Below are 22817 nucleotides of genomic sequence, written 5' to 3'. Positions count from 1 at the left end.
AGCATGGCCATACAAATACGCCGAGGCACCATCGAAGATGTGGAGCAAGTTGAGGAATTGCTCATGGCGGCAGGTGTGGGTAACGCGGGTGTACAAGAGTGGATTGACCATTTTCTGATCGCATTGAACAACGAGACAGGCAACATGGTGGGGACCGTTGGTGTGGAACGATACGGAAACAGTTGCTTGCTGCGTTCGCTGGTCTTGACGAAAGAGATCGCGACGGAACCGGAAGGAATGAAACTGATCCAACTCTTTCTCTCCTATGCAGAAACGGAGGGTGTGGAAGAACTCTACTTATTCACAGCTGTTCCACATATATTTATCCACATGGGATTTGAAGAGATCGAGTTTGATGAGATTCCCCTTTCTATTCAGGATTCTCCGCATGCGATCCAACAGATTGGACGAGGTGTGCCGATGAGGAAACGGTGCATAACTCACTAATTATCCACAGATGGATGTGGATAATGTGAATAAAATAGAACAGTCGTTCTCGTATTCTGTCGAATGATGAAGGATTATGCCTAAAAACCTGCCTTTTTGATATACTATCGTTGAAAGGCGGGTATTTTTATGCAAACGAAGCGATTAACTGCCGACGAGAAAAGCATCGCCTATGCGGGAACACTGATCCGGAATGGGGAAGTCGTTGCTTTTCCGACGGAAACGGTTTATGGGCTCGGCGCGGACGCGACGAATCCGGCGGCTGTGGATAAAATTTTTCAAGCAAAAGGGCGGCCGTCCGATAATCCACTGATTGTCCACATTGCGTCAGAGCGTGATTTGGAGCGCTTAGTTAAGGAAATCCCCGACACGGCGCGAAAGCTTATGGATGCGTTCTGGCCGGGGCCTTTGACATTAATTTTTCCCAAAAAAGATGGAATCCCAGATCAGGTGACGGCGGGGCTTGATACGGTCGGGATTCGCATGCCGAACCATCCGGTGGCGCGCATGTTGATCGAGTCATCCGGAGTGCCTCTCGCCGCGCCGAGCGCAAACCGTTCGGGACGTCCCAGTCCAACCACCGCGGAACATGTGCTCGAAGATTTGGATCATTTGATCGCCGCTGTGATCGATGGCGGTCCTGCGGGCGTGGGGGTAGAATCGACGGTTGTGGATATCACCTCTCCAGTGCCCATGATTTTACGGCCCGGAGGCATATCGCAGGAACAAATCGGGCACGTGGTTGGTGATGTGCTTTTGGATCCGGCATTGAAACAAACGTCACCTAGAGAGCTGAAACAGCCCCCCAAGTCTCCAGGGATGAAATACACACATTATGCACCGCGCGGGGATATGTGGATTGTTTCGGGGGAGGACAACTCCGTGGTCTCCCGTATCCAGTCCTATGTGGATCGGTCACGTTTAGAAGGTGCGCGTGTGGGTGTGTTGACAACTGATGAACATGTGGATATGTATCGGGCAGATGCGGTGATCTCTTGTGGACAGAGGAGTGATTTGTCCACAGTTGCAGCAGGCCTTTATGCCGCTTTGCGCGCGTTTGATCAGCAGGGTATCGAACGGATCTATGCGGAAAGTTTTCCACGGGAAGGAATCGGACTCGCGATTATGAATCGTTTGATGAAAGCGGCTGGGTATCGCGTATTGACCTGAATACTTTTCTGATAGGTAGGAAGACCTTTGGGTTAATGGCCAAGGGTCTTTTTTTATTGGGTGCGGCAGGGTGACTTCCTTGAAAACTAGTGCTTGGGTGGGTTGCATCGCTTTGCGCTTGGGTTCGATGAAGGTCGTCCCGCTGGGATTATTAACAGAGGTTGCGGAACGACCTTCAACTCACCTCTGCGCCGCAAAGCGATACAACCCACCCAAAAGCCACTCCGTTTCTTGAGATAGCCTTATACTTCTTCCCTCACAAGAAACTTTTCATCCTCTGATGGTGCCACTTGCGGCATGGAGGGCTTCCTTGTCAAAAAATGCTGAAGAACTGAGAAATTTGGCTGACAAGTTCACGAAATAAAAAGGAATTGCGCTTGAGAATGGAGAATTTTTCAGTTTTAGAAAGGCTTATAAGGGTGTATTACAAAAAATAGAAAAAGAGGGGTATTATGGCCAATATTTTAGTGGTTGACGATGCTGCATTCATGCGGATGATGATCAAGGATATGCTTACGAAAAGTGGACATCATGTCATCGCCGAAGCCAGCAATGGGAACGAAGCGATTGAAATGTACAAAAATTACAAACCCGATGTTGTCACACTGGATATCACGATGCCCGAAAAGGACGGCATTCAGACATTAAAGGAAATTAAAGCATTGGATCCTGATGCGCGAGTGATCATGTGTTCCGCGATGGGACAACAACAGATGGTCATCGAAGCGATTCAAGCAGGGGCCAGAGATTTCTGTGTGAAGCCGTTTCAGCCGGAACGCGTATTGGAAGCGATCAATAAAGTTTTAGCGTAGGGGGCTGTTTTCGTGCACGCAGAATATTTGTCCATGTTTATCGATGAAACGAGAGAACATTTGCAAGCATGGTCGGATGGGATGTTGGAAATCGAGAAATCGAAAGATTTGGCGGTCATCCCTACCATTTTTCGTGCTGCTCATACAATCAAGGGGATGTCGATGACCATGGGGTTCACCCACATGGGTGACATCACTCACCATGCGGAAAACCTGTTGGATCAGATCCGGAATGGACTTCTCCCCTTGTCTGCCTCTGTTGTCGATGCTTTGTTTCATGCATTGGATGCATTAGAAACACTTTTAGAGGAGGTTGAGGAGTTCGGAGAGGAGCGTTCGCATGACTGGAGCGCGCTTCTCGAGGAATTGGACCGCGTCTTGAGACAAGAGGAGACGTCTGAGAATCCTGCGCGTGAGGAGATGGCAGCGGCTTCCTCGACGAAAACGATCGTGCAAACGATTGCCGAAACCGCCATGGAACAGGGCCAACGCGTGTATGAAATCGAGATCGGTTTCAGCGAGGATTGCTTGATGCCGATGGCCCGCTGGGCGCAGGTAAGACAAACGTTCGATGAAGACAAACTGCTTCACACCGATCCGGAACCCGCTGTCTTGGATGCGGGGGAGTACAATGGAAATATACGCTTTGTCCTCGCTTCCGACCTGGATGCGGAAGAGATCGCAAACGAGATCCTGCGTGTATCGGAAGTCAAGATCATCATGTTCGCCGAATGGCAGAAGCAGGGGAACCAATCAGTGCGTACCGGAAATTTGCTTCCGAAAGAGCGGATCACCGATGATGAACATGTCCAATATGTGATCCAACAAGCGTTGGCGAAAGGGTTTCGGGTGTATGAGGCGGGTGTACGCCTGGCACCGACGACGCAAATGAAATCGGCCCGGATGTACTTGGTGTTCGAAGCGATCGGTGGACAGGATCATCTTCTCTTTACCAAACCGCCGATGGATGCGATCGAACAAGAACAACTCGAACAAGATGTCTTGTTTATTTTATGGTCGCACGAATCCATCGAAAAGATCCGTCACGCGATCGAATCTGTCTCCGAAATCGAACTGGTCGAATTGCGTGAATGGAAACAAGAAAATGAAAGACTGGAACGCTCGGAGAATGTGGTCAAGAAAACAAAGCAAAAACAGTCAGCAGTTGAAGGGAAAAAAGGAAGTACCATTCGTGTCGATACGGAGAAATTGGACGAATTGATGAACCTCTTCTCCGAATTGGTGATTGACAAGACACGTCTCGAGCAGATTCGCGGAGAGGTAAGGCATGACGGTCTGCAACAAACGATCGACCATATGAGCCGGATTTCCAATCAGTTACAGGAGTTGATCATGTCGATCCGCATGATTCCTGTCGAAAGCGTATTTCAACGGTTTCCGCGTATGGTGCGTGACACAGCCAAGCAACTCGGCAAAGAGATCGAATTCACGATCAGCGGCGAAGATACGGAATTGGATCGCACCGTTGTCGAAGAGATCGGCGATCCTATCTTGCACATGCTGCGCAACTCGATCGATCACGGGATCGAACCGGTTGAAGAGCGCAGAAAACGCGGCAAACCAGATGCCGGCCATATCCAATTGCGTGCCTATCCTTCCGGCAACTATGTGTTCATCGAAGTGGAGGACGACGGCGGTGGTATCGACCGTGAGAAAGTGCTGCGAAAAGCGAGGGAGAAAGGGATCGTCGATGCGAACGATTCGTTGACAGACCAACAAGTGTACCAGTTGCTCTTTTCTTCCGGGTTTTCTACGGCCGATACGATCAGCGATATCTCCGGCCGGGGGGTCGGGCTGGATGTGGTCAAAGCCAAGATCGAATCTCTGTCAGGAAAAGTAGAGATACATAGCCAACCAGGCAAAGGAACGAAATTTGTCATTCAGCTTCCGATGACATTGGCGATTCTCGACGGACTTTTGGTGAAGATCGGAGAGAATCCCTATGTACTGCCGATCGGAACGATCGCGGAAGTTACGGACATTCCCGAAATCAAAACCGTTCACGGCAAGCCAGTGACCGTTTGGCGGGATCAGGTCGTCCCGGTCGAATATGTCGGCGAAGTATTTGGCGGAAAGCGATCAGAAGAAGGAAATCTGATTCTGATACAAAAAGGGCAACAGAAAATGGGCATCGTTGTCGACGATTTGCTCGGTCAGCAAGAAGTGGTTCTGAAATCGTTGGATCGCGAATTGAAAAAAATCCCCTATTTCTCGGGAGCAACCATTTTGGGAGACGGTACGGTTGCATTGATCTTGGATACAAACGCTTTTTTTGCGTCATAGAGAGGAGAATCGCAGATGAAATTGGTTTTATTTGAGGTAGGTAATGAAACATATGCCCTGCCGATCGAGAAGGTACGCTCCATCGAAACGGTTCAGCCGATTCGTCCGGTCCCCCTTTCTCCGCAGCACGTCCTTGGAGTCATGAACCTGCGCGGCGTCGTGATCACCGTGATGGATCTGCGGACGATGCTCGGGGCGCCGGCGAAAGAACTGACTCCGCTTAATCGCTTGTTGATCGTGGACGATAAAGCGTATCTGGTAGACGAGGCGCATGATGTGATCGACTGTGATGATGAGGACATCCAATCATATGAAACGGATAACAAGTACTTTAAAGGCGTCATTCGCCGCGGGGAAAAGCTCGTGATTCTCATACAACTGTAACGCAGGGAGGCTCTTGCAGGGCCTCTTTTTTCATGGAATCTCTCCACGAAAAGATAGACGCTTTGCGTGTTCCGAATAAAATGGAACGTACTCGTGGTCGGTTAGGAAGCGGTTATTTTTTCATCGGCCCCTCATGGTATGGAAACTCCCGGATACGCATACATTGGCTAGGGACAGACTATCACTACGGGATGTGAACGGGCAAATGGTTGAACAACTAACAGGAGAAATGCTCACCCTCATGTTGATTGCGATCGCGCTTGGCACGGATGCTTTCTCCCTCTGTCTCGGACTTGGCATGCAGGGATTAACGAAAAAGGAGATCGGACGAATCAGCGTAACCATCGGAGGGTTTCACGTCCTCATGCCGCTAGTGGGCATGTTTGTAGGGATCTATCTTAGCCGTGTGGTAGGAGAAATCGCCAAAATATTGGGGGCCTTGATGCTCATCGGTCTGGGGATCCATATGGTCTGGCAATCGGTGAAACAGAATCAAGAAACCGTATCGCTCGACCGGACCGCCGGTATCGGGTTATTGCTATTTTCCATGAGTGTCAGCATGGACGCTTTGTCTGTCGGTTTTTCATTGGGGCTGTTTGAGGCACCGGTAGGACTCGTCGTCTCGTTATTTGGGATCGTGGGAGCCTGTATGGCCGCCCTGGGACTGTCCATCGGCAGCCGAGTCAGCCGCCTGTTCGGTGAATACGGTGAGATTGTGGGCGGGGCCATTTTGTTTACGCTCGGCCTCAAATTTCTTTTATAAGTAGCTTTATGCTTCAGGGGTTCACCGATGGATGAAAACTGCCCCAGGTTGCCATATGCCCGCCCAACCAACCATCTTCAAGTCAATCACTCATCTCCTCATTGCATCATGAAATGATCGCGGGATATACTTACACTAAGCAAGGAGAAGGCGGAAATGGGGGATGATCTTGTATCGCGTTCTTTTTGTCTGTACGGGTAACACTTGTCGCAGTGCGATGGCGGAAGCGCTATTCCGCCACCGTTTGGAACAGGAAGGGATCAAAGGGATTGAGATACGATCGGCCGGAGTTGCTGCGATCCCGGGAGGATCGGCTTCGGAAGGTGCGATTAAAGCGTTGGCCAAACGGAACATCCCAGGTGACACACATGTATCCAAACCGCTGGATGAAAATCTCGTTCGTTCTTCCGATCTGATTCTGACGATGACCGGTTCGCACAAAAAAGCGGTCGTTCACCTATTCCCTTTTGCCATGGACAGGACGTTCACTTTGAAGGAATTTGTTGACGATGATCCAACAGCAGACATTTATGACCCTTACGGCGGCGATGATACAATCTATGAAGCATGTGCACGTGAATTGGAAGAAGTACTCTCACGATTATTGCAGAAACTGCGTGAACATGCGGACAACTAGTTGCGGATATATCCGTACGAACGATACAATAAAATCATTGTGGTTCTGGTAAGTGAATTCCGTAGGTGTTCCAGCGATCCTGAAGGAAGGAGGGAGACTGATGAAAATAGCGCTCGCAGCAGATCATGGGGGTTATGCGTTGAAAGAGCATATCAAGACGGTGCTCGATCAAATGGGCCTCGCTTACAAGGATTTCGGTACCTATTCGGAAGAGTCTGTTGATTATCCGGATTACGGTCTTCAGGTCTCCAAAGCGGTCGCGAACGGGGAATATGATCGCGGAATCCTCTTCTGCGGTACGGGCCTCGGGATGTCTATTGTTGCCAACAAAGTACCTGGCGTCCGTTGTGCGCTCGTACATGATTGTTTTTCCGCGAAGGCGACGCGACAACACAACGATACCAACGTCCTTGCTATGGGTGGACGGGTGATCGGACCCGGACTGGCCGAGGAGATTGTGCGTATATGGTTGACGACTGAATTCGAAGGCGGCCGTCATGCGAGACGTTTGGACAAGATCCGCCAAATTGAACAAGAATACGGTCAAGAGGAAGGGGTTCGAGGATGCTAGACGAAATCCGCCGTCAGACACGGCAAGTGATCGATGAGCTGCAGGAGCATGCACGTCTGACGGAGGAACAGATCTTGGTAGTCGGTGCATCGAGCTCTGAGATCATCGGTCAAAAGATTGGGACAGCTGGCTCGGCCGACACAGCCAAAGCGATTGTGGACGCAGTATTGGAAGCGAGAGAGCAATATGGTTTTCAGGTAGCGTTTCAATGCTGTGAACATCTGAACCGCGCGCTCGTCGTAGAGCGGTCAACGATGCGCGCATTCCAGTTGGAGGAGGTCACGGTGGTGCCGGTTCTGCATGCGGGCGGTGCGGTCGCGGCAGAAGCTTTCCGCCGTTTGCACGACCCAGTGATGGTTGAACGGATTCAGGCACACGCGGGGATTGACATCGGCGATACATTCATCGGCATGCATCTGCGTCCCGTGGTTGTTCCCGTTCGTCCAAGTATCAAGACGATCGGTGCGGCACACGTGACGATGGCGCGTACACGTCCGAAACTCATCGGCGGTGAGCGGGCCGTCTATGTGCTGAAGCCGTAAATCGATAAAAATAGCCGTTTATGCCGCATAGGCGACGCTTTACATGTTCCACCCATGAGATTATAGCTCACCATGCCGTAAGCGGCGCCATCGGAGGACTGAAAACGGCCTTTGGCCGGACGTCATGCTTTGCGCGTAATAGCGACCTTTACGGAGCATGAGCGCAAAGCATACACCCAACATACCATACATTTCCATTGCAGGAGAAGGAGAGAGACCATGAGCCATCTTCGTTTGATTGATCCGGATGTTGCGGAAGCGATACAGAAGGAACTGGGCCGCCAACGCAGCAAAATCGAACTGATCGCGTCGGAAAATTTCGTGAGCCGTGCCGTGATGGAAGCGATGGGTACCGTTCTAACAAACAAATATGCGGAAGGGTATCCTGGCAAGCGTTATTACGGCGGCTGTGAATACGTGGACATCGTAGAAGAGTTGGCACGCGAGCGTGTAAAAAAGCTGTTCAATGCGGAACATGCCAATGTGCAGCCTCATTCGGGGGCACAAGCGAACGGAGCCGTCTATTTCGCATTTCTCAAACCGGGCGATACCGTTCTGGGCATGAACTTGTCCCATGGCGGCCATTTGACTCACGGCAGCCCAGTCAATATCTCCGGTAAGTATTACAACTTCGTTCCCTACGGCGTGGATCCAGATACACATCGGATCAATTATGAAACGGTTCGCCAATTGGCGCATGAACATAAACCGAAAATGATCGTCGCTGGTGCGTCCGCTTATCCCCGCGTGATCGACTTCCCCAAGTTGAGAGAAATCGCTGACGAAGTGGGCGCTTACCTGATGGTCGACATGGCGCATATCGCAGGCCTGGTGGCGACCGGTCACCATCCGAGCCCGGTTCCTTATGCCGATTTCGTCACATCGACCACTCATAAAACATTGCGCGGACCCCGCGGCGGCTTGATCCTCTGCAAAGAACAATACGCGAAAGAGATCGACAAAGCGGTCTTCCCGGGAACGCAAGGCGGTCCCTTGATGCATGTGATCGCCGCCAAAGCGGTAGCGTTCGGCGAAGCGCTGCGTCCCGAATTCGCTCAATATTCCCAAGCGGTGATCGACAACGCCCAAGCGTTGGCAAAAGCGCTGATGGATCGCGGATTTACCCTCGTTTCCGGCGGAACGGATAACCATCTGTTGCTGGTCGATCTGCGCAACCTCGGTTTGACTGGGAAAGAAGCGGAACACTTACTCGATGAAGTCGGGATCACGGTGAATAAAAACACCATTCCGTTTGAAACGCAAAGCCCGTTTGTTACCAGCGGTATCCGGATCGGTACGCCTGCAGTTACTTCACGCGGCTTTACAACCGACGCGATGGTTGAAATCGCGGAGATTATCGAATTGACATTGAAGAATAAAGACCATCAGCCCTCGATCAACCAAGCGATGGCGAAAGTGCGCGACTTGTGTGCCCGCTTCCCGTTGTACGAAGGATTTGAGATTTAAGTCTGCCTGAGCCATACGTTAATACAGCAACTATTTTTAGGGGTGTCCCGCTCGATTTATATGTGGCCGTGTTACATAGAGGGGACACCCTTGTTTTATGTATATGGTTTGCGTTCGTGCTCCGAGAAATCGTCTCGCAGAATATGTTCAAATGTTGCGAGACGACCTCCACGGTCGCTTTTTCACGCCAAGCATATACCCATAACGACCAAAAAAGAAGCGGAACGACCTTCCGCTCACCGCTGCGTCGCAAAGCGATACAATCCACACAATAGCCACTCCCTCTCTTGTGGCAGCCTCAAAATTCTTCCCCCGCACAAGAAACATTTCACTCTCTGATGGCTCCACATGTAGAAATAACTTCTTGTCCATTTTAGTTTCTAAAGAATTACTCTTGACCACCAAATTGGTTAATGTGTTAAAATTCGGATATTGTAAATCTCATATTATTTTCCATTTTCGAGAATCTCGTAAGAAATATCGGAGGGTCAGTCGAATGCGTATTTTACTATTTTCCAAAAACCAATCGACTGTATCATTGTTTAGATGTATCCTTACATCTCATAAGATAGAGGTTTATCATGTCACCGATCGTGAACAAATAGAATCTATGATTCAAAGGCAAGAGTTTATAGCGGTTGTTCTTGATCTCCCCAATCCTACTATGGATGACTTGCTCTATTGGAGAAATTTGTTACATATAACGCCAATACCTGTTCTAACCATCAGTTCAGATACAAATGAAGTGAACCGTGTACTTTTACGACAACAAGCATCTATTCATTTGACCGAACCCCTGGCAAACGTACTTCTTCGTTTACATCAGGTACATAGTACGACACATCAAGGAGATAGCCTTGAAAATTGTATTGAATTAGCGCCCCAAGTAATTTTCGACATCACAGGACATTGTATTATCAATCATGGTGAACGTTTACCACTGTCAAGCACAGAATTTAAACTTTTATACATATTAACCAGAAATATGGGACAAACGTTTAAAGCTGATGAGTTAATCCATCTTGCTAATCTGATTGGGCCTTCTAGCCTTTACGTCCATATCCAAAGGCTGCGAGAGAAAATCGAGAAAGACCCCCGTCATCCTACTATTTTGGTTACGAAACGGGGGAAAGGCTATAAAATTCAACTAAACAAACTATTATCTTCGTTCGTAACGATCCATTCACTTTTGTATGTTCTCTCACAAAACGTGGACTTCATCAATATTTGCTAACAAAAATTTTAGATTCAATCTAAACATTTATGTAAGGACAAGAATTAATTACCAAATTAATATATTGATCAGGAATTAGTACTAATTCTCATTGTTATACCTCTCTTAATTCCTGTTATTGAATACTCTGCTGACAGCGTTAAGAGCCCACGCTGACTTAGGGAAGTAACAATAAAAGGTAGTCATTGAGGGGATTTGATCTTAATCGATCGTTTTGCTCAAAAGAAAAAACAGATTGGAAAGGTGAAAATGTGTGAGTAGAATGTTAATGCTTGAGCTCCGTAATTGTTTGCATCGCAAGGAGATCAAATTTGTTTTTTCCTTTTTGATGTTGATCTCCATTGGCGGTTTTTTGTTGGAATGCTCACGATTTTACGGTATGGGCATGACGAATATCCGATCCGCTTATGAAATGAGCCTCATACAGGGAACTTCGGTCCATGTCTTACTCTCTGTCGAGTGTATACTTATACCGTTGATTGCTTCCATCATTTATTCCGATTCGTTTTATGTAGACTATCAATCGGGTGTGTATAAAAGTATTCTCACCCGAACGGATACAAAGACGTACATATGGGCAAAAGGAATTGTCACTTTTGGCGTTACGTTTTTTGTATTTTTGATTCCTTTATTATGGAACCAATTGTTGTGCCTGATTACCTTTCCTACAGAAGGATTTGACAACCGATTTGCTCTTCCCCCTTATGACATAGGAACTCAGAATTATAACAATACATTTATGTTCGATCTTCTGAGAGTTCAGTCTCCACTCCTCTACAACCTTCTCTACATGTTTCTAATCAGTCTGGTCGCCGCCTTATTTGCCGTCTTTGCCTATGGAGCCTTTTCGGTTTTCAAAAAGGGGAGATTCGCGACCATTGCTGGTGTGTTTTCACTCTATGTGGTGGTTGAGATGGCCGTGACTGCATGGGGATCTTTTCGACTCTCTCTGATCAATCTTCTGCAATCGGGTAATCAAGGGTCTTTGAGTGTTTTGTTGTTATGGATCAGTATTCTTTTCGTACTCGGTATCGTTATGATCGCGGGACAGTCTTATCGATTCGAAGCGAAATAGCGGGGGTTATGATGAAACCGATTCATGCTGTTTTAGTGAGAAAGCTACTCGTTTCCAAGAGATTTTTTCTTTTTTTATTCATATTAGGAGCGCTCTCTGCTAAAGCGATCATCCATTCGCTGTACGCAAATGGGCATCTTCAAAAATTAGAATCGATTGTATTCGATATTTACTTTGCGATCATGAACGAAAAATTTCTTTCGTTTCTCTTCATTCCCGTCTTTTTAATGATGAATGGATTGATAACGCAAGTTTTCGATAATTGCAAAGTGCTGCTCAAATATAAAAACGCCAATCGATGGTGGAGAGAGAAAATAGCTGCCGTAAGTCTCTTTGTCATCATGTATACGCTCGTGGTGAATGGGTTGATTTTGGGAGCCTTTATCATGAGCGGACATGCAGGGGACATGAATGGGGCTGATTTCCGTTTCTTTTTGTTCGGTTTCGTGATGCAATTCATCGGCTTCATGATTATAGGGACTTTTTATCACTTCGTGGTGCTCATATGTTCGCATCCATATATTGGCCTTTTGGCTACCCTGTTGATTGTTATTTTCAGCGATGTTATCAAAACGATTCATAAATTAGGGTTTACTACATTACAAGGGTATATGTCCTTGCAATATAAATGGAATGCGGGTGAGATCCATTTAGTCGCAACCGATTTCATCGCTGTTTTTTGCTTGTTCTTGGTATTTGCATCTCTGTATTTTATGGGAGCGGTCGTATCCAAAGAGAAAGACTTTTACTGGAGTGAGTAATCGATTGAAAGCTTTTTTTATTACGGAGTTCAGTAGACTTCGCAAGCTTCTCTTGTCAGGAGTGTGTGTGGCGGTATTTTTAGGTTTGTATTACAGCCGATGGGCTGAAATGAAATCATGCAAGTTATTGGAATGTTTCTTGGTGTTAACATATGGAAATTTGGAGATTCGGGACGTGAAATATGTCATCCCTGTACTTTTTTGGTTAGCTCCTCAAACATTCATGTTTTATTTCTTAGGCGATTATGTCTCAAACGATCTGGAGAGAAATGCGATATACATTTTTACCAGAACCGATCGGCGGAGATCATGGCTGATTGCAAAAATATTGAGCTTGTTTTTTTATGTAGCTTTGTATTATTTTTTACAGTTTCTTGTTGTTGGCACTATGGGGTGGATTTTGGGCTATAACGTATTGGAAGGGCTTTCGGGAATTGCGATCATCTTGAAGGAGTTCGTACTGCTGGTTTTATTAAACTACATGATCATACTCATGATCAATCTTCTGTCATTGAGCATCCCTGTATCAATCAGCACTGTGAGTGTATTCGTTGCGCACTTGTTTTGTCTCTTTCTTTCGGGTGTCGTTTATGAATTTTACAAGGGATATTCGGAAATCATCAAGTGGCTTCCTTTTACGCAAGGGATCGCGTCTTGGCATTCGGACATTTCTTCTAGAGTCGGTGGGTCTATTCTCTTTTCCATTCAAGACTTTAACGTTGCGTTTTCGGTCATCTATATGGTCGTTCTCTGTATCGCTTTCGTTTACATAGCTCTGCGAAAGGTTGAAAACTTGGATATTCTTTAAGGAGGTTCACGCCATGAATGCGGTTGAGGTCATCCATGTAAGTAAAAAGATTGGGGACAAAGAAATATTGAATAACATCAATATGATCTTGGAACACGGAAAGATATATGGTTTCTTTGGTCGGAACGGTTCGGGGAAAACCATGCTATTTCGGGCTGTTTGCGGCTTGATTAAACCCACATCGGGCGAGATTAAAATTAATGGAAAAACTCTTCATAGGGACATCTCGTTTCCGGAAAGTGTCGGCGTTCTTATTGAATCACCAGGATTTTGGAGCCACTATACAGGGTTTGAAAATCTGAAAGTGTTGGCAAGCATAAAACAACAAATTTCCGCTGAGGACATCAAAAAATCCATAGAAAGAGTGGGATTGGATCCAGAAGACCAGCGCACATTTAAAAAGTATTCCTTGGGGATGAAACAACGTTTGGCGATCGCCCAAGCGATTATGGAAAAACCGGATCTTCTCGTCTTGGACGAACCCACAAACGCTTTGGACGAAGAAGGAGTCGAATTGGTCCGAGAGATTCTACTGGAAGAAAAAGAAAGAGGAGCAACGATCCTGATTGCAAGCCATAACAAAGATGATATCGAGATCCTGGCCGATGAAAAATTTCAGATTCATGAGGGGAAGCTGATTCCCTTCAAGGATCAAAGGAAGGATATACAATGAGAAGACATAAAATATATCTCGTTTCTTTAGGTATTATGATTCTTCTTTCGGTAGTCTTCGGGGTTTTTACGAGATTTTCTTTCGCAAACGATGTCAGCGTTGGGAATTATTTAGAAAATGGGGATACATATAAGGTTTCCTTTAATGATGACCCTGCATATTTAGGGATCTATTTTAATAATTCCATCGCTACCCTGTCGCAACTAGAAGATCAATCGGACGTGATCGTCAAAGTCAGGCTTACAAACGAAAGATTGAACCACATGCGGGCGATTCTTTCAAAGGTGAACGTTTTGGATGTGTACAAAGGAAACGATGTGCAAAAAGGGGATTCTATTTATATCTATGAACCCAGTAATTTCTTTGCTTCATCCTATTGCGTGATGGGGGGATATAACATCATGCATGAAGATCAAGCATACATCGTCTTCCTCAAGCACATAAAAATCCCTGAAGGGTATAGATACAAAGGCAACGAGGCGATCTCGTTCATTCCCGTTTCTACGTACTACGGCAAATATCCCGTGAAATCTGCGGAAAGCGCGATTGTGATTCCAAAAGAAAAAGAGGTAAGTTACACGCAAGTTAAAGATTTGGATGTGATCACCCAAGAGGAGGATGTTGTCAACAAATACAATACCCTCAAACATGAGGTGTTGACAAACATGTTGAGAAAAGATAATAAAAGAGTCGGTTTCTTTTAACATTCAAAGCCCCGATGGAGATCATTTCATCGGGGCTTTCGCTTCTTCTCTCAGAGGAACAGCCATGCGCCGGAACGCCATCAGTAAATAAAAAGAGCAGATGGCGATGAATCCCGCTGTCATTTCCAACATCCGATTGATTCCCGCAAGCGTGATAAGCCACGAACCCAACAGACCTCCACTGACCATCCCCAAAAAATAGGCGCGCTGGTTATAACCGAACACATGCCCGTGCAATTCCGGGGGAAAAGAAAGTTTCAACAAGCTATTGACCACTGGCAATGTGGTAGCGATACATAAGCCCAAGACCAGACGGATCAACAAGAGCTCCGTCAAGTTGCTGACAAACATCTGGCTCACGTAAGCGAGAACCATTCCGAAAATTGCTGTTTGCAGGACTTTTACGAGTTTCCAGCGATTGAGGAAAGGGCCGATCAGGTAGAGAAAGAGAAACGTTCCCGCGCTTGGGAGAGCGAAGAGAAACCCGACCAATTCCGGCGAACGGGTGTGTATGTGCAGATAGCGCAATAGATGGGGAAGATTCGGTTCAACGGAGAGAACGGCGAATTGGGCGATGGCCATCGTACTGACACAAACCCAAAACATCTCCGACTGAAAGATGGTGCGCATCTCTCTGCCCTTAAGCGTGGGGGATGCAGGGGCGTCATCCTTTTTTACACAGGCGAATTCTACTATCCAAGTATGACTGATGATCGCAACGATGAAAAAAGGGATACTGGTCATCAGAAAAAACGTTCCATATGAAACTGAACGTTCGAGCAAACCACCAAAAATGGGACCGGTAATGGCGCCGAGCAAACCGATGGCTTCCAGACGGCTCATGGAACGGGCCACTTGTTCCGGAGGCGAGTTTCTGGCCACGAGTGTCACGATGACGATATGGCCTCCCATCAGGATACCGACCATCAGGCGCAAAAGCAGTAACATGAACGGGGACGTGCATACGCTCATCATGAGAACGATAATCCCCATGCCCAGAGAGGTCGTCGTGATCAAGAGACGCGAACCGAAACGGTCGATCCATTTTCCCCAGTATGGGGACATCAGGCTTGCCGTCAAATAGGATGCGGTCATCAAGGCCCCGGACCACAAGATGACATCCGACGTGCGGCTGACTCCCAGGTGGCGTACGAAATACGGAAAAAAGGCGAGCGGTATGTTCAATCCGAGACGCAATAAAAAAGAAACAGTGCATAACACAACAAACTCCCGGTTTGGCAATCGGAAGACCTCCCTCAGAAGAAACTGTCGTTAGTATTCCAACCGGGAGGAAAATGATTCCTGATTGCTTCTGTAGATAACTAGCACAGCCCATTTCCCTTTGTTATAATGGTACGGTATAAACATTCGATAAAGGGGCTCGAGTAACAATGAGCAAGGTCTATGTGTTTGATCATCCCTTGATACAACATAAATTGACGTACATACGCGATGAAAAAACGGGAACCAAAGAATTCCGCGAGCTCGTCGAGGAAGTGGCTATGCTGATGGCCTACGAAGTGACGCGCGATCTTCCTTTGGAAGAAGTATCGGTGAAAACCCCCGTTGCCACGGCCACCTCGAAAGTGATTGCCGGGAAAAAGCTCGGGATCGTCCCGATACTTCGTGCGGGACTCGGGATGGTGGATGGCATCCTGAAGTTGATTCCGGCAGCGAAGGTCGGCCATATCGGACTCTATCGCGATCCGGAAACGTTAAAGCCTGTAGAGTATTACTGCAAACTTCCCAGCGATGTGGAAGAACGGGATCTGATCGTGACCGATCCCATGCTGGCGACAGGAGGATCGGCGGCTGCGGCGATCAGTTTTCTAAAAGAGCGCGGAGCCAGAAGCATAAAACTCATGTGCCTCATCGCGTCGCCTGAAGGCATTGAGACCGTGCAGAAGGAACATGAGGATGTTGACATCTATGTTGCGGCGATCGATGAGAGACTGAACGATCACGGATACATTGTCCCTGGACTCGGGGATGCAGGGGATCGCTTGTTTGGTACGAAGTGAGGAGGACATTCATGGAACGCGTTCGCATATTGACAGTCTTCGGGACGAGGCCTGAAGCGATCAAGATGGCTCCTCTCGTGAAAGCGTTGGAACGCGCGGGAGAAGCGATCGACTCCAAGGTCTGTGTTACCGCTCAGCATCGGCAAATGCTCGATCAAGTTCTGGATATTTTTCAGATCCAACCGGATTTTGACCTCGATATCATGGAAGAGCGGCAAACGTTGACAGGAATCAGTGTGAAAGCGCTGAAAGGTTTGGAAGAAGTCATTACTCAAGTGAAACCGCACATCGTATTGGTGCATGGGGATACAACCACAACGTTTGTTGCCGCATTGGCTGCATTCTATCAGCAAGTGGCGGTCGGCCATGTGGAAGCGGGACTGCGTACATTTGACAAATATTCCCCGTTCCCGGAAGAGATGAACCGTCAGTTAACAGGCGTGCTTGCCGACCTGCACTTCGCGCCGACACGGGCATCGGCCGAGAACTTGCTTCGGGAAAACAAACCTGCGGAAAGGATATTTGTCACCGGCAACACGGCGATCGACGCGATGGCCTATACAGTGAAAGAAGATTACAAGCATCCCATCCTGGATCAGATGGCGACAGGTCAACGGCTCGTCTTTATGACGGCACACCGTCGTGAAAACATCGGAGAAAAGATGAGAAGCTTCTTCCGTGCCACACGGCGGCTCGTGGAAGAGCATGAAGATATCGTTCTCGTCTACCCAGTACACTTGAACCCTGCCGTACAAGAACCAGCCCATGAGATCCTGGGCGGGCATCCGCGCATCCATTTGATCGACCCGCTCGACGTGGTGGATACCCACAATTTTATGGCACGATCGTATCTCATTTTGACAGATTCGGGCGGTATTCAAGAAGAAGCGCCCTCACTCGGCGTCCCCGTCCTCGTCTTGCGCGATACCACCGAACGTCCCGAAGGAATCGATGCAGGCACGCTCAAGCTGGCGGGAACGGACGAGGAGACCGTCTATCGGTTAGCGGATCATCTCCTGCGTGATGAGATCGCACACAACAAGATGGCCGTTGCATCCAATCCGTACGGGGACGGACGCGCATCCGAGAGAATCGTGCAAGCGATTTTGCATCATTTTACAGGGGCACCGCGGCCGGAACCGTTTGTCCCGAAACAGTAGTTTTTTCCGGAATCGTTGAATGAACGGGGGTACCGACTTCCAACAAAGGATTGGGAGTTCGGGGTACCCCCGCCCTTCTTTCATTCGGTTCCTGATCTTTTTTCACAGCAGAATCTTCCCAAATCTGTCTCATCTTTTCGCCCCCTTCTTCGTTTTCGTATCCGTCTGATAGCTCTTCTCGTACACATGCCATTCCATTCAAAAATCATCTTCGTCATTTGATCTCTAAAAATCACGGTAAAAAAGGTTCTTTCATGCTGTCAATATATGTATTAGAATGTTCTGAAAGGAGATACGCGAAGAATCTGGCGGGAGTCGCCTTGGTTCGATTAACCGTAGAAGAGATATCCGCAAAGTTCAAATTTGGGCAAAACTTGCAGCCCCATCGTTTCGAAAAAGTTGTCGATGGGTTGCAAGAACGCGGGAAAAGATCGGATCTGGAGACGATCAAGTTGATGCAAAAATATTGTCCGCATCTCCAAAACGAATAGGGGCATCTACGCGAGCGGTTTCCTTCCGGCAAACCCTTCATGAAGGCCATGATAATGGGTGATCGTATCTTCTCCTTGTCTCCAGCACAAGAGAACTTCTTCACCGTTGATGAACGCGGGAAAGTCAACAAGTCCAAAATCGATATCTTTGACTTGTGCGCCGGTCTCATGGATTTGTTTCACATGTATCTGCGCTTCCATCTCCATGAATTCCAAATCGCATTCCCATTTAAAAATCAGATCGCTTGCGGCGTCCGTATCTGCAAGTCCCTGCTTATAGACTTGCAATTCATGAAACTTTCTCTCGAATTTCTGCTTGATGTCTTGCAACACTTGGATTTTTTCTTTGATCAAAGGCAACAGTCGGTTCGCTTCGTCCACGGTAAAATATTTAGTCATGACAGGAACACCTCCCTGGTTCGTCCTCCGTTTTCAACACGCTCTTGTATAGGATTCTACAAGTAAATGCGCCACATCCTCCCGCTGTCGAAAAATATATATCTACATACAGATTCTTATTGAAAACTCTGTGACAAGTGGGGTGGAAAAGGTCGTAATACGTCGAATCATGTAATTTTTCCGTAAATTGTCAGGTTCTTTGGCAGGAAAAAAGGATTCCGCAGAGAATTTATGAATCAGGTTTGTTTTCATGAAAAATGGAGAGAAACAGAAGGAAAACAAGCCGGTACAAAACGATGAACATCCGTGGAGTAAGAGAGAGGAGAACGAAGATGTCAAACCGAGATGCAGTCATTGTAAGTGCAGTCCGTACAGCGATCGGAAATTTCCAAGGAAGCCTTGCAGGTTTTCCCGCAACGGAATTAGGGGCGATCGTCGCGAAGGAAGCATTGAGACGCGCGAATGTATCGCATGAACAAGTGGACGAAGTGATCATGGGGAACGTTTTGCAGGCGGGACTCGGACAAAACCCGGCTCGGCAAGCTTGGATCAAAGCGGGATTTCAGGATTCCACTCCGGCGATGACCATCAACAAAGTTTGCGGTTCCGGTTTGAAATCGGTCATGCTCGCCGCCCAAGCGATCAAAGCCGGCGAAGCGGATGTTGTATTAGCAGGTGGTATGGAGAGCATGAGCCGTGCACCTTATCTCTTGGAAGGTGCACGTCAAGGATATCGCATGGGTGATCAGAAAGTCGTCGATTCCATGATCCGCGATGGTCTCTGGTGTGCTTTCTGCGATGTACACATGGGTATTACCGCTGAGAATATCGCAGAGCGCTATGGGTTAACGCGTGAAGAACAAGACGAATTTGCGGCTTGGAGCCAGCAAAAAGCGGTAAAGGCCATTCAGGAAGGGCGTTTCGCCGATGAGATCGTCCCGGTGGAAATTCCGCAGAAGAAAGGCGAACCGGTTCTGTTCCAACAAGACGAGTTCCCGCGTGCAGGCACCACGGTCGAAACGCTCGCCAAGCTTCGTCCTGCATTCAAGAAGGACGGAACGGTGACGGCGGGGAACGCTTCTGGAATCAATGACGGTGCAGCGGCACTTGTGGTCATGTCGGCGGAAAGAGCGCACCAACTCGGCTTGCAGCCGTTAGCACGCATTGTCGCGTATGCTTCCGCAGGCGTAGAACCTTCGGTCATGGGGCTCGGTCCGATCAACGCCACACGCAGAGCATTGGAAAGAGCGGGACTCAGCATCAACGATATCGATTTGATCGAGGCGAATGAAGCGTTTGCGGCACAGGCACTCGCTGTCGGCAAAGACCTGGAGTTCCCGAAAGAGAAGCTCAATGTCAATGGCGGGGCCATCGCTTTGGGACACCCGATCGGTGCGAGCGGAGCGCGTATCTTGGTGACACTCTTGCACGAAATGAAGAAACGTGAGAGCAAACGCGGATTGGCAACTCTTTGCATCGGTGGCGGACAAGGGGTCTCTTTGATCGTCGAACAAATTTGAACAGTATAACCCGTCACTGTACACTTTATACACCGCGTTTTTGTCAATATTGTGAAAAACGGCCGAAAACTGCGAGAAACCCGTGAAAACGGGTTTCTTTGCGTTGACAAACCGTACAGAAATATTGTAGTATAAACTCGGCCCGTTTCACAATGAAGTACACCCGTTTTATAGTGTGAAACACCAGGGGCCGTTGCTGCAGGGATCATGAACAGGAAGGTACTCGCGCACTATGGATGACTTTCATGGCGTTGTACGTCAAGTTGTCAAGCGAACACTCTATGTAACCGTTTTTTTGGGTGTTCTCTGGCTGCTCTTTGATCCATGGAAATCAATTTTTGCCGGCCTCACCATAGGGTCGGCAGTTAGTTTGTACTTTGCCGTAAGCCTTGCCAGACAGACCGAGATGGCGACGGCCGTTGCCCTAGGGCAGAAAAAGAAGAAACCGATCGTGGCCATGGTTTCGCGCATCGCCATGATCGCCCTGGGTGTTATGGCGATCCATCGCCTCGGGTATCCTAGTATTTGGTCGTTTCTGGTCGGGCTATACACCCATCAGGTGATCCTGTTCGTAGGAATGATCCTTGGCAGGGGCAAAGGGAACTGAATTTTTAAAGCGGAAGGGGTGAAACGGAATGGAAAAAGCGCATCTCCATGTTCAATTTTTGGGCATGACGGTCGATCTGACTGTGATCGCCATGAGTCTTCTCGTATCGATTATAGTCGCTCTTCTCGCGCTCGCTGCGGTAAAACATCTCGATATGAGACATCCGCGTGGCATGCAGAACTTCTTTGAATGGCTTACCGATTTTATTAAAGGATTGGCGAAAGACACGATTGGCGAACGCGCGGAAACCTACGTTCCTCTTGGTTTGACATTGATCATTTGGATGTTCGTGTCCAATCAGATGGGCTTGATCACAAACATCGTCACCAAGTCGGAAACAGGTCTCCCTCAGTTTGGCGTCGAACCGGGTCAAGAAATCGCCTGGTTTATGTCCCCGACGGCGAATATCTCGGTCGCCATGGCGATGGGGATCGCGATGGTCTTGTACTCACACGGGGTAGGTTTGCGCAAGCCGGGTCAGTATCTCAAACACTACGTTTCGCCGGCCTGGATGTTGCCCATCCATCTGATTGAAGAACTCCCGAAATTCTTGACTCTTGGCCTTCGTCTCTTTGGTAATATCTTTGCCGGGGAAGTACTCATCGCCATCATTCTCCAAATACCGATCCTGGGTGGTTGGTTTCCGGTAGGAGCGATACCGATGTTTATCTGGCTGGCTTATTCGCTGTTTGTCGGTACCATTCAAGCGTTCGTATTTACCGTTTTGACATTGGTATACATCGGCCAAAAGGTGCCGCACGAGAATCATTAAGAGTAAGTTTTTCATCCGTTTACCCAGTTTTCTGACGATCACATAGATGTTGTGCACATAAACGAAAATCATTCACGAGAATTAAAAGGAGGACTTTCATCATGTCATTGACTGTCATTGCCGTTGGTTTGTGTCTGGGTCTTGCTGCTATTGGTGCTGGTATCGGTAACGGTCTTGTTGTAGGACGTTTCCTGGAAGGGATTGCACGTCAACCGGAAGCTCGCGGTATGTTGCAAACCCAAATGTTCATCGGTCTCGGTCTTGTCGAAGCATTGCCGGTTATCTCTGTTGCGATCGGTTTGATCCTTTTCGGAAGCCGATAAGTGAAAAGTTGAACATAATGGATGCAATTGGATAGCCTGAATATGCCAAGCATGAACCTGGCTCAGCGGACGGCGGGGCAAGTTTGACCTCGCCTTCCTTGTGCCCTCGCCTTGACGAAAGGAGTGAACGTTGGTGGAGCTTCAATTTGGCACGATGTTATTACAATTAATCATTTTCCTTTTGTTGTTCTGGTTTTTGAAACGCGTGGCCTTCGGACCGATCATGCGGGTGATGAAGGAACGTCAAGAATATATCGAAAATCAAATTGCCACTGCAGAACAGAATCGCCAAGAAGCTGAGAGACTCGCGCGCGAGCATCGCGAAGCGTTGGAAGCTGCGAAGAAAGAAGCGCGTGATTTGCTTGAGAACGCGCGCCGTAACGGTGAGAAACAGGCGGCTGAGATCATCGCGGCTGCCGAAGCGGAAGCGAAGCGCATTCAAGCGGAAGCGACGGCTGAAATCAATCGTGAAAAAGAACGCGCGCTTGCGGAACTGCGCGAACAAGTAGGCGAACTGTCCGTGTTGTTGGCGAAGAAACTCATCGCGAAAGAGATCGATCAGAGCAAACACAAGGCGCTGTTCGATGAAGCGGTGAAAGAGATGGGGGCTCGCGTATGCTAGGCGGGGGTGTGGCGAAGCGCTACGCAGATGCATTGTATACGCTTGCTGTCGAGCGCGATATCGTGGAACAGGTGGAAGCCGACCTCGTAACGGTGACCAAAACGCTGGAAGAATACCCGGATATGGCTCGGTTTTTGCTGAATCCGGTCATCAACGCGAATGTGAAGAAGGAGCAAATTCGCCAACTGTTCGGCACGGTTCTATCGCCGATTGTCGTGAATTTTTTGCAATTGCTGCTTGATCGTCATCGGGAAAATCAATTGCAAGCGATCAAACGCGAGTACGTTCGCCGGGTTGATGAAGCGCGCGGACGTGTGAAAGCACATATCGAAACGGCATATCCACTTGCGGAAACGGAACTCGTTTCCGTCGAGCATAAACTTGGCGCCTCATGCGGGAAGACGGTTCAACTGACAGCATCGGTCAATCCGGATTTGATCGCCGGAGCGCGGATCCGCATTGGCGATCGCGTCTTGGATGCCAGCGTGAAAGGACAGTTAGATCGTTTTCGCGAGTCGCTCAAGCGGTACCAAGTACGGTAGATAGGGGT

28 protein-coding genes are annotated in these 22817 nt (G+C 48.1%); 25 read left to right on the top strand and 3 right to left on the bottom strand.

Annotated elements, in window-relative coordinates:
- Positions 1-3 precede the first annotated feature (3 nt).
- The 16 genes from DNHGIG_RS06480 to DNHGIG_RS06405 all read left to right on the top strand — a co-directional run bounded on the left by DNHGIG_RS06480 (position 4) and on the right by DNHGIG_RS06405 (position 14352).
- Positions 4-447 (top strand): GNAT family N-acetyltransferase, encoded by a 444-nt coding sequence (locus tag DNHGIG_RS06480; protein WP_282198907.1) that lies wholly within the window; start codon positions 4-6, stop codon positions 445-447.
- 129 nt (positions 448-576) lie between these two features.
- The gene (locus tag DNHGIG_RS06475; RefSeq protein WP_282198906.1) at positions 577-1617 is read left to right on the top strand and encodes an L-threonylcarbamoyladenylate synthase; all 1041 of its coding nucleotides are present in this window, start codon (positions 577-579) and stop codon (positions 1615-1617) included.
- Positions 1618-2069: 452 nt separating this feature from the next.
- The gene (locus tag DNHGIG_RS06470; RefSeq protein ID WP_282198905.1) at positions 2070-2429 is read left to right on the top strand and encodes a response regulator; all 360 of its coding nucleotides are present in this window, start codon (positions 2070-2072) and stop codon (positions 2427-2429) included.
- 12 nt (positions 2430-2441) lie between these two features.
- Positions 2442-4733, top strand: a complete 2292-nt coding sequence (locus tag DNHGIG_RS06465) for a chemotaxis protein CheA (protein WP_282198904.1) — start codon at positions 2442-2444, stop codon at positions 4731-4733.
- Positions 4734-4748: 15 nt separating this feature from the next.
- A complete protein-coding gene (locus tag DNHGIG_RS06460; RefSeq protein WP_282198903.1) occupies positions 4749-5117 on the top strand; it encodes a chemotaxis protein CheW in 369 nt (122 codons plus the stop codon).
- 205 nt (positions 5118-5322) lie between these two features.
- Positions 5323-5880, top strand: coding sequence for a manganese efflux pump MntP (locus DNHGIG_RS06455; protein WP_282198902.1), 558 nt, complete (start codon positions 5323-5325; stop codon positions 5878-5880).
- 169 nt (positions 5881-6049) lie between these two features.
- Positions 6050-6517 carry a low molecular weight protein arginine phosphatase gene (locus DNHGIG_RS06450; protein ID WP_282198901.1) on the top strand — a complete coding sequence of 156 codons (468 nt, stop codon included), beginning with the start codon at positions 6050-6052 and terminating at the stop codon, positions 6515-6517.
- Between the two features lie 100 nt (positions 6518-6617).
- On the top strand, positions 6618-7088 hold the full coding sequence (rpiB, locus tag DNHGIG_RS06445) for a ribose 5-phosphate isomerase B (RefSeq protein WP_282198900.1): 471 nt from the start codon (positions 6618-6620) through the stop codon (positions 7086-7088).
- Positions 7082-7630, top strand: a complete 549-nt coding sequence (locus tag DNHGIG_RS06440; protein ID WP_282198899.1) for a TIGR01440 family protein — start codon at positions 7082-7084, stop codon at positions 7628-7630. The genes rpiB and DNHGIG_RS06440 overlap by 7 nt, the downstream gene beginning before the upstream one ends.
- Before the next feature lie 219 nt (positions 7631-7849).
- Positions 7850-9097 (top strand): serine hydroxymethyltransferase, encoded by a 1248-nt coding sequence (gene glyA / locus DNHGIG_RS06435; RefSeq protein ID WP_282198898.1) that lies wholly within the window; start codon positions 7850-7852, stop codon positions 9095-9097.
- 496 nt (positions 9098-9593) lie between these two features.
- Positions 9594-10331: a response regulator transcription factor gene (locus tag DNHGIG_RS06430; RefSeq protein WP_282198897.1), complete on the top strand. Its 738-nt coding sequence runs from the start codon at positions 9594-9596 to the stop codon at positions 10329-10331.
- 253 nt (positions 10332-10584) lie between these two features.
- On the top strand, positions 10585-11406 hold the full coding sequence (locus tag DNHGIG_RS06425) for a hypothetical protein (RefSeq protein WP_282198896.1): 822 nt from the start codon (positions 10585-10587) through the stop codon (positions 11404-11406).
- Between the two features lie 11 nt (positions 11407-11417).
- Complete coding sequence (locus DNHGIG_RS06420) at positions 11418-12167, top strand: hypothetical protein (RefSeq protein WP_282198895.1); 750 nt, start codon at positions 11418-11420, stop codon at positions 12165-12167.
- 67 nt (positions 12168-12234) lie between these two features.
- Positions 12235-12975 carry a DUF2705 family protein gene (locus DNHGIG_RS06415; protein ID WP_282198894.1) on the top strand — a complete coding sequence of 247 codons (741 nt, stop codon included), beginning with the start codon at positions 12235-12237 and terminating at the stop codon, positions 12973-12975.
- Between the two features lie 13 nt (positions 12976-12988).
- On the top strand, positions 12989-13648 hold the full coding sequence (locus DNHGIG_RS06410) for an ATP-binding cassette domain-containing protein (RefSeq protein WP_282198893.1): 660 nt from the start codon (positions 12989-12991) through the stop codon (positions 13646-13648).
- On the top strand, positions 13645-14352 hold the full coding sequence (locus DNHGIG_RS06405) for a hypothetical protein (RefSeq protein WP_282198892.1): 708 nt from the start codon (positions 13645-13647) through the stop codon (positions 14350-14352). Before DNHGIG_RS06410 ends, DNHGIG_RS06405 begins: the two co-directional genes overlap by 4 nt.
- A 21-nt stretch (positions 14353-14373) precedes the next feature.
- Here DNHGIG_RS06405 and DNHGIG_RS06400 read toward each other — a convergent pair whose 3' ends face one another.
- Positions 14374-15594: an MFS transporter gene (locus tag DNHGIG_RS06400; RefSeq protein WP_282198891.1), complete on the bottom strand. Its 1221-nt coding sequence runs from the start codon at positions 15592-15594 to the stop codon at positions 14374-14376.
- A gap of 149 nt (positions 15595-15743) precedes the next feature.
- Here DNHGIG_RS06400 and upp point away from each other — a divergent pair, with 149 nt between their 5' ends.
- Entirely contained in the window at positions 15744-16373 is a 630-nt protein-coding gene (upp, locus tag DNHGIG_RS06395) for a uracil phosphoribosyltransferase (RefSeq protein WP_282198890.1), read from the top strand.
- An 11-nt stretch (positions 16374-16384) separates the two neighbouring features.
- On the top strand, positions 16385-17533 hold the full coding sequence (wecB, locus tag DNHGIG_RS06390; RefSeq protein ID WP_282198889.1) for a non-hydrolyzing UDP-N-acetylglucosamine 2-epimerase: 1149 nt from the start codon (positions 16385-16387) through the stop codon (positions 17531-17533).
- Here the strand turns inward: wecB and DNHGIG_RS06385 are convergent.
- Positions 17490-17666 carry a hypothetical protein gene (locus DNHGIG_RS06385; RefSeq protein ID WP_282198888.1) on the bottom strand — a complete coding sequence of 59 codons (177 nt, stop codon included), beginning with the start codon at positions 17664-17666 and terminating at the stop codon, positions 17490-17492. The genes wecB and DNHGIG_RS06385 overlap by 44 nt on opposite strands.
- A 121-nt stretch (positions 17667-17787) precedes the next feature.
- On the opposite strand from DNHGIG_RS06385, the gene DNHGIG_RS06380 reads away from it, so the two are divergent.
- Positions 17788-18024 carry a hypothetical protein gene (locus DNHGIG_RS06380; protein WP_282198887.1) on the top strand — a complete coding sequence of 79 codons (237 nt, stop codon included), beginning with the start codon at positions 17788-17790 and terminating at the stop codon, positions 18022-18024.
- Between the two features lie 6 nt (positions 18025-18030).
- Here DNHGIG_RS06380 and DNHGIG_RS06375 read toward each other — a convergent pair whose 3' ends face one another.
- On the bottom strand, positions 18031-18423 hold the full coding sequence (locus DNHGIG_RS06375) for a DUF2203 domain-containing protein (protein ID WP_282198886.1): 393 nt from the start codon (positions 18421-18423) through the stop codon (positions 18031-18033).
- A gap of 332 nt (positions 18424-18755) precedes the next feature.
- Here DNHGIG_RS06375 and DNHGIG_RS06370 point away from each other — a divergent pair, with 332 nt between their 5' ends.
- The 6 genes from DNHGIG_RS06370 (at position 18756) to atpH (ending at position 22809) form a co-directional block, all read left to right on the top strand.
- Positions 18756-19943, top strand: coding sequence for an acetyl-CoA C-acetyltransferase (locus tag DNHGIG_RS06370; RefSeq protein ID WP_282198885.1), 1188 nt, complete (start codon positions 18756-18758; stop codon positions 19941-19943).
- 232 nt (positions 19944-20175) lie between these two features.
- Entirely contained in the window at positions 20176-20550 is a 375-nt protein-coding gene (locus DNHGIG_RS06365) for an ATP synthase subunit I (protein WP_282198884.1), read from the top strand.
- A gap of 28 nt (positions 20551-20578) precedes the next feature.
- Positions 20579-21322 (top strand): F0F1 ATP synthase subunit A, encoded by a 744-nt coding sequence (gene atpB, locus DNHGIG_RS06360; RefSeq protein WP_282198883.1) that lies wholly within the window; start codon positions 20579-20581, stop codon positions 21320-21322.
- 107 nt (positions 21323-21429) lie between these two features.
- The gene (gene atpE / locus DNHGIG_RS06355; RefSeq protein WP_282201366.1) at positions 21430-21645 is read left to right on the top strand and encodes a F0F1 ATP synthase subunit C; all 216 of its coding nucleotides are present in this window, start codon (positions 21430-21432) and stop codon (positions 21643-21645) included.
- Between the two features lie 133 nt (positions 21646-21778).
- A complete protein-coding gene (atpF, locus tag DNHGIG_RS06350) occupies positions 21779-22267 on the top strand; it encodes a F0F1 ATP synthase subunit B (RefSeq protein WP_282198882.1) in 489 nt (162 codons plus the stop codon).
- On the top strand, positions 22261-22809 hold the full coding sequence (gene atpH, locus DNHGIG_RS06345; RefSeq protein ID WP_282198881.1) for an ATP synthase F1 subunit delta: 549 nt from the start codon (positions 22261-22263) through the stop codon (positions 22807-22809). The genes atpF and atpH overlap by 7 nt, the downstream gene beginning before the upstream one ends.
- Positions 22810-22817: the final 8 nt, after the last annotated feature.

The sequence above is a fragment of the Collibacillus ludicampi genome (genome assembly GCF_023705585.1).
In the GTDB taxonomy this organism is placed as follows: Bacteria; Bacillota; Bacilli; order Tumebacillales; family BOQE01; genus Collibacillus; species Collibacillus ludicampi.
Note: the sequence above shows the minus strand (reverse complement) of the source record. Positions and strands in the feature narration are given on the sequence as shown.